Source organism: uncultured Traorella sp. (assembly GCF_944327115.1).
In the GTDB taxonomy this organism is placed as follows: domain Bacteria; phylum Bacillota_I; class Bacilli_A; order Erysipelotrichales; family Erysipelotrichaceae; genus Traorella.
In genome coordinates this window covers 1-5099 of the sequence record NZ_CALVGS010000075.1, presented here as the reverse complement: position 1 = coordinate 5099, position 5099 = coordinate 1, and the positions used below count along the sequence as shown (strand labels likewise).

General features: G+C 33.7%; 6 protein-coding genes and 1 pseudogene. 2 read left to right on the top strand and 5 right to left on the bottom strand.

Annotated features, from left to right (window positions below; all coding sequences use genetic code 11):
* A partial coding sequence (locus tag Q0K35_RS06975; protein WP_294561943.1) for a GAF domain-containing protein occupies positions 1 to 265 on the top strand: 265 nt, incomplete at its 5' end.
* A gap of 76 nt (positions 266 to 341) precedes the next feature.
* On the opposite strand, the gene Q0K35_RS06970 is transcribed toward Q0K35_RS06975, so the two are convergent.
* The 5 genes from Q0K35_RS06970 to Q0K35_RS06950 form a co-directional block, all read right to left on the bottom strand.
* The gene (locus Q0K35_RS06970; protein WP_294561942.1) at positions 342 to 1109 is read right to left on the bottom strand and encodes an AAC(3) family N-acetyltransferase; all 768 of its coding nucleotides are present in this window, start codon (positions 1107 to 1109) and stop codon (positions 342 to 344) included.
* 11 nt (positions 1110 to 1120) lie between these two features.
* Positions 1121 to 1579 carry a phosphatidylglycerophosphatase A gene (locus Q0K35_RS06965; RefSeq protein ID WP_294561941.1) on the bottom strand — a complete coding sequence of 153 codons (459 nt, stop codon included), beginning with the start codon at positions 1577 to 1579 and terminating at the stop codon, positions 1121 to 1123.
* Positions 1580 to 1650: 71 nt separating this feature from the next.
* Entirely contained in the window at positions 1651 to 2691 is a 1041-nt protein-coding gene (locus Q0K35_RS06960; protein WP_294561940.1) for a hypothetical protein, read from the bottom strand.
* 10 nt (positions 2692 to 2701) lie between these two features.
* Positions 2702 to 3748 carry a hypothetical protein gene (locus Q0K35_RS06955; protein WP_294561939.1) on the bottom strand — a complete coding sequence of 349 codons (1047 nt, stop codon included), beginning with the start codon at positions 3746 to 3748 and terminating at the stop codon, positions 2702 to 2704.
* A 16-nt stretch (positions 3749 to 3764) separates the two neighbouring features.
* Entirely contained in the window at positions 3765 to 4820 is a 1056-nt protein-coding gene (locus tag Q0K35_RS06950; protein WP_294561938.1) for a hypothetical protein, read from the bottom strand.
* 86 nt (positions 4821 to 4906) lie between these two features.
* Here Q0K35_RS06950 and Q0K35_RS06945 point away from each other — a divergent pair.
* Positions 4907 to 5099: pseudogene (locus tag Q0K35_RS06945) on the top strand (carboxypeptidase M32); the annotation flags it as partial.

Below are 5099 nucleotides of genomic sequence, written 5' to 3'. Positions count from 1 at the left end.
GGCCTGTATCCGCATTCCTATAGGTAAAGGGGTATGCGGCAGTGCCGTCAAGGAAAGAAAGGTATTGCGTATTGATGATGTCCATCAATTCAAAGGCCATATCGCATGTGATGGTGCTTCAAACAGTGAAATTGTATTGCCTATCTATAAAAATGATGAGGTCGTTGCGGTATTAGATATTGATTCACCTTTTTTCAATCGCTTTTCAAGTGAAGATGAAAAGATATTAAGTGAGATTACAGATTATATCGGTCATTTATTTTAGTCAATCCCAGGATTGACTTTTTATTATGCTCATGTCACATTTTCTCAAAAAAAGATTTCCGCCTGATGACGAAAATCTAAATAGAATTAAAATATTCATTTGCACATTCCTGTGCTGACTTAGCCGAATATAAACGGCAGAAGGATTTGCCCAGATCCGTAGCTTTAACGATCTGTTTATCTTCCATCAGCTTGCCTACTTCGTTGTAGCCTTCACTGCTAAGCTCCAGATCTAATATCTGGATCCAGCTCGTCGCTCCACTTTTTTCAATAGGACATGAATAGATGCGTATCGGACATTTCATCGTCTGATACTGTACCAGATGAAAAATTTCACAGCGATCATAATCCACCCCGATATTCACGACATAGCCGTTATATTCTCTGATCTTACCTAAAGGTGAATCCTGATTCATGCCAAAATGAAGCGGATGCTTCTCAATGATCAGTTTCGCATATTTGCCCCACGCCAGAAAAGACACCATGGGGTGGTTACTTCTCAGTACGGCATCATTGCGCATAAATTGAATCGCCACTTCACCCACTCCGCTTGGTGCGCTTAATTTCTTATTAAACGGCAATGCATTTCTCCTGGCCTCAGCCACCTGATCCCGCGGTACCTTCCTGATTTCTACAGGATCGCATAAATGACGGGTCGGGGCAGCCATCACAAGTGTTCCATCATAACCTACAAGCTCCATCAATGCTTCAATGATGCTTTGAGCACCACCGACCACATAGCGAAAGGGTTTCATGGAAGCAGACACATACAAAAGCATCCCCTTCTTTACACCGATTCTCTGCAATGCGGCTTTGATATCTTCTTTTGTCAGCATCTCTTCCATCTCTCCACCTCCTAGCGGTTATGCGCCAAACGACTTGCGGCACTCGCCGCGATCGCTCCTACGATATCATCTAAAAAGGTATTACATTGTTTTCCCTTTGAATTCAGCTTGTTAATGATCAAAGGCTTTACCTTATCAATATACCCATAATTTGTCAAAGCAATCGAACCATATAAATTACAGATGCCATAAGCCAGCACTTCATCAATTCCATATAATCCTTCATCTTTTAAAAGCATTTCTGAAAGCGGACCTTCTATCATTCCCTTTTCAGCACTTTTATCTAAAAATATTCCTGTCAGAATCGCATTCTGTACTTCTCTTTTATCCAGCACCGCCTCAACACCTTCCAAAGCCATCTCCACATTCAGCTGCGGATAATACTTGGACTGTAAAAAAACAACGCACTCGGCGATATCCTTTAGCTCTACGCCTCTTTCATTTAATAATCTTACACATAATTCCTTCATCTCATTCCTCCTTTTCTTTATTATAAGCCTTTTTACCTTAAATTGTAAGTAGGGTGCAGCAAGTTGGCAATTCAGACCCTTGAATCTAATTTCATCAAGTAAAAGACAGCTTGATTTGAATCATCTTCATCGACTTTAAATATAAAAGATTCTTCACTTGGAGAAAATGTATATTCAACCGTTTTATTTTCAAAAGATGTCTGATACACAGTTATCATTTTATCCATTATTTTCGCAATGCACCATGTCCCCGTTGAAAGATCACGATAAATAATCATATCATTCAAAACACCAAAACCCTGTAATCTAATTGGTTCTGATAAGACCATTTCTTTTTGAGTGCCTTTAACGATAAGCGAGTCAATCACATTATTTTCATATAATATAAGATAATCATCTGATATCATATACTCTTGTTCTTTTTCTAATTGATATGTATGATCCCCTGCTATCACTATTTTTTTATCTGTATCATTTTCAAACTGAAATATCAAAAAATCACTCGTCAGACTCATTTCAGACATCGTATAATTATCCATCAGATAAATCTTTTCTCCTCCGCTTACTTCACCATCCTTCACTTCATATATCACATATTCATTTTTATTTGCCCAATAAAGATACCATGTTTTATCCTTATGACTATAAAACTTATTCAATCCACCTCTTTGATATTCAGAAAGATCATTTGTATCATAAATAAAATCATCTTCAAATAAGTATTTTATTTTTCCATTCTTTAAATAATATACCTCAGAATGATAAACAAGTTGTTTATCATCATGGGATTCGGATGTATAAATCTCAATTTCATCATTTAATGTATTCGTATAAGAAACGACACAGGCATCACTATCCGTTTCAATCTTCTCACCTGTGTCTATATTGATTTGATAATATATGTTTTCTTTGTTTTCATTTCCAAATCCAACAAGACACATCGTTTTTTCATCAATCATATAAGCAGTGCTCATATTATAATCTTGATCATAAGTAAGCCTGCCTGCCTCTTCAATCGTATAACCTCTTTCAGTATATTCAACTTGAATCGTATCATCTTCACAAGCCACTAAAACGAAGCATAAAATCATTAATAAAATAATTTTTTTCATATTTTCCTTTCTATTCTTCTAATGTTAAAAGATATACTGTCACCGTATTTTGATCCTCATTAGCCACTAAGAACAAAGCTCTTTTCTCTTCTATTCCCCCAGGTCGAAAATTTAATTCAAATGGTGTATCATAAATCGTCATCTTTAAATCACGAATACTTGCGATACAATATGTTTTAGAATCTTTTGTATCAGGATAAATAAATATTGCTTCTTCATAAGACATTAAAAATATCCCATCCATATCAATTATTCGATTGAGATCATAGATTTTCTGGGTATTTCGATCTATCAGATAAGTTGTTTCTTGACTTTTCTGCTCGTTTAAATGCTCTACAAGAATATAATCTTCAAACACCCGATATGATTCATCTATATCCAAGATATATTCCTCATCTTGTAAGATCAGCCATATGTTCTCGTCATTTCGATATTCTACTTGCAGCTCACCATAAATCATATAACAGGAATATAACGTATATCCATTTTGTTCATAAGGAAAACTTTTTATTTCTTTCCAATCATCATCTTCCCTTTCATATAAAACAGCTTTATTTTCTTCGTCATCAAGCAAATATAAATGCTCTCCTGTCAAATCATAACCAATAGAAGTGCTTGTTCTTCCATCAGTGTCATTATAGTACATATCTTTCTCGTACAAGATCTTTTTCTCACCGTTTTGTTGACTATAATAGGTAACATGAAATCCTATCTGTTCTTCACCATCTTTTAAAATACTCCGCTCAGAAGAAATGTACCCATATTTACACTGATCACATGTCTCTTCAGACATATCATAAATAACATCTTCTTCAATTGCAACGACCTGCTTATTTTCTAAGTTGATTTCATAATAAAAATGAACATCTTGATCATAATATCTATAGTAAAGAATATCATCACGATTTGAGCTCCAAATAAAATAGCTGGTGCTTCCTGGCAGTGTTGCTATTTCTTCTATGGTATAACCTCTTTTTGTTTCCCTTACTTCTAATGTTTCTTCTTCACAAGCAGCCAGACCGAAGCACAATATTATCAATAATATAACTTTTATCATATTTTTCTTGCCTCTCCTATTCTTCAAGTTTCAAAAGATATACTGTTATCATTTTTTCTTCAGAATCATAATGAAAAAACAGAGCTCTTTTTTCATCAATTCCAATCACTTTATATGTATCTTCAAAAGGTGTTTCATAAATATTCATTTTCATTCCACTGATTACCGCGATATTATAAGTACTAATATAACCAACCATTTCTGGATAGATAAATGTAGTCTTTGACATTGGTTTAATTTGATCAAGCTTGATAATTCGATTCAAATCATATTTTCTCTGAGTAGTACGATCGATCAGATACGTTGTTTCCGGCAAATAGCGTTCATTAATTGTTTCCACAAGAATAAAATCATCACTTATCCAATACAAGTCATCTGCTTCTATTACATACTCTTCTTCTCCCAAGACCAAACGTGTATATTCATCACTGCTGTAAATAGCATTTAATCCATTGTCAATAGAACAATATTCAAGCTGATATTGATCTTGCTGATAAGGCAAACGTTTTATTTCCAGCCAGCTATCATCTACTCTTTCATAGAAAATGACCTCCGTTTCTTTTCCTTCTAATAAATATAATTTTTCATCTTCTTCACTATAACTCATATTAGAACGAAACATATTCTCACCATAATAATAGGTTTCATTATATAAGATGTTTTTATTCTTATCTTCTTGAATATAATAAGTGATCTTTTCTCCTATTGATTCTTTATTTTCATTCATTATATATTCATTATCAACATAAATGCATCCATATTTAGAATTTATACATTGATGGACATTATTTTCTTGATTATCTTTTATCTCTGTAACTCTTTCTCTAAATTCTTCTGTTTCTAAGCTCATTTCATAACGATAATAATGATCATTTTGATCATCACCTGTAAGAAAAAATATATCATCTTTAATACAATATGTATATCCACCATCACCCCATGGAAATATTCCTTTTTCTTCTATGGTATAACCTCTTTTTGTTTCCCTTACTTCTAGTGTTTCTTCTTCACAGCCTGTTATTGTCAGAATGAAAATTAAACTACTTATTATTATTATTGTTTTCCTTTTCATAACTTTTTCCTCTTTTTCTATATTATCTCATAAGTTTACTTGTAAGTAAAAACGTTTTCATTTAAAATAGGGGAGAGGTGAATTTTATGAATAAAGAGGAAGCATTATCCTTTTATAAGCAATATCGTGATAAGTGCAACGCTTATCAGTTAGCAGAAACAACGATCTTTTTTGATATGTCCACCATTGCTCCTGAAAATGGCAGTGATTATCGTATCAAGATGATGTCTTTATTGGGCGGCGAAGCTTTTGATTATCAGACAGCTCCTGAAAATATCG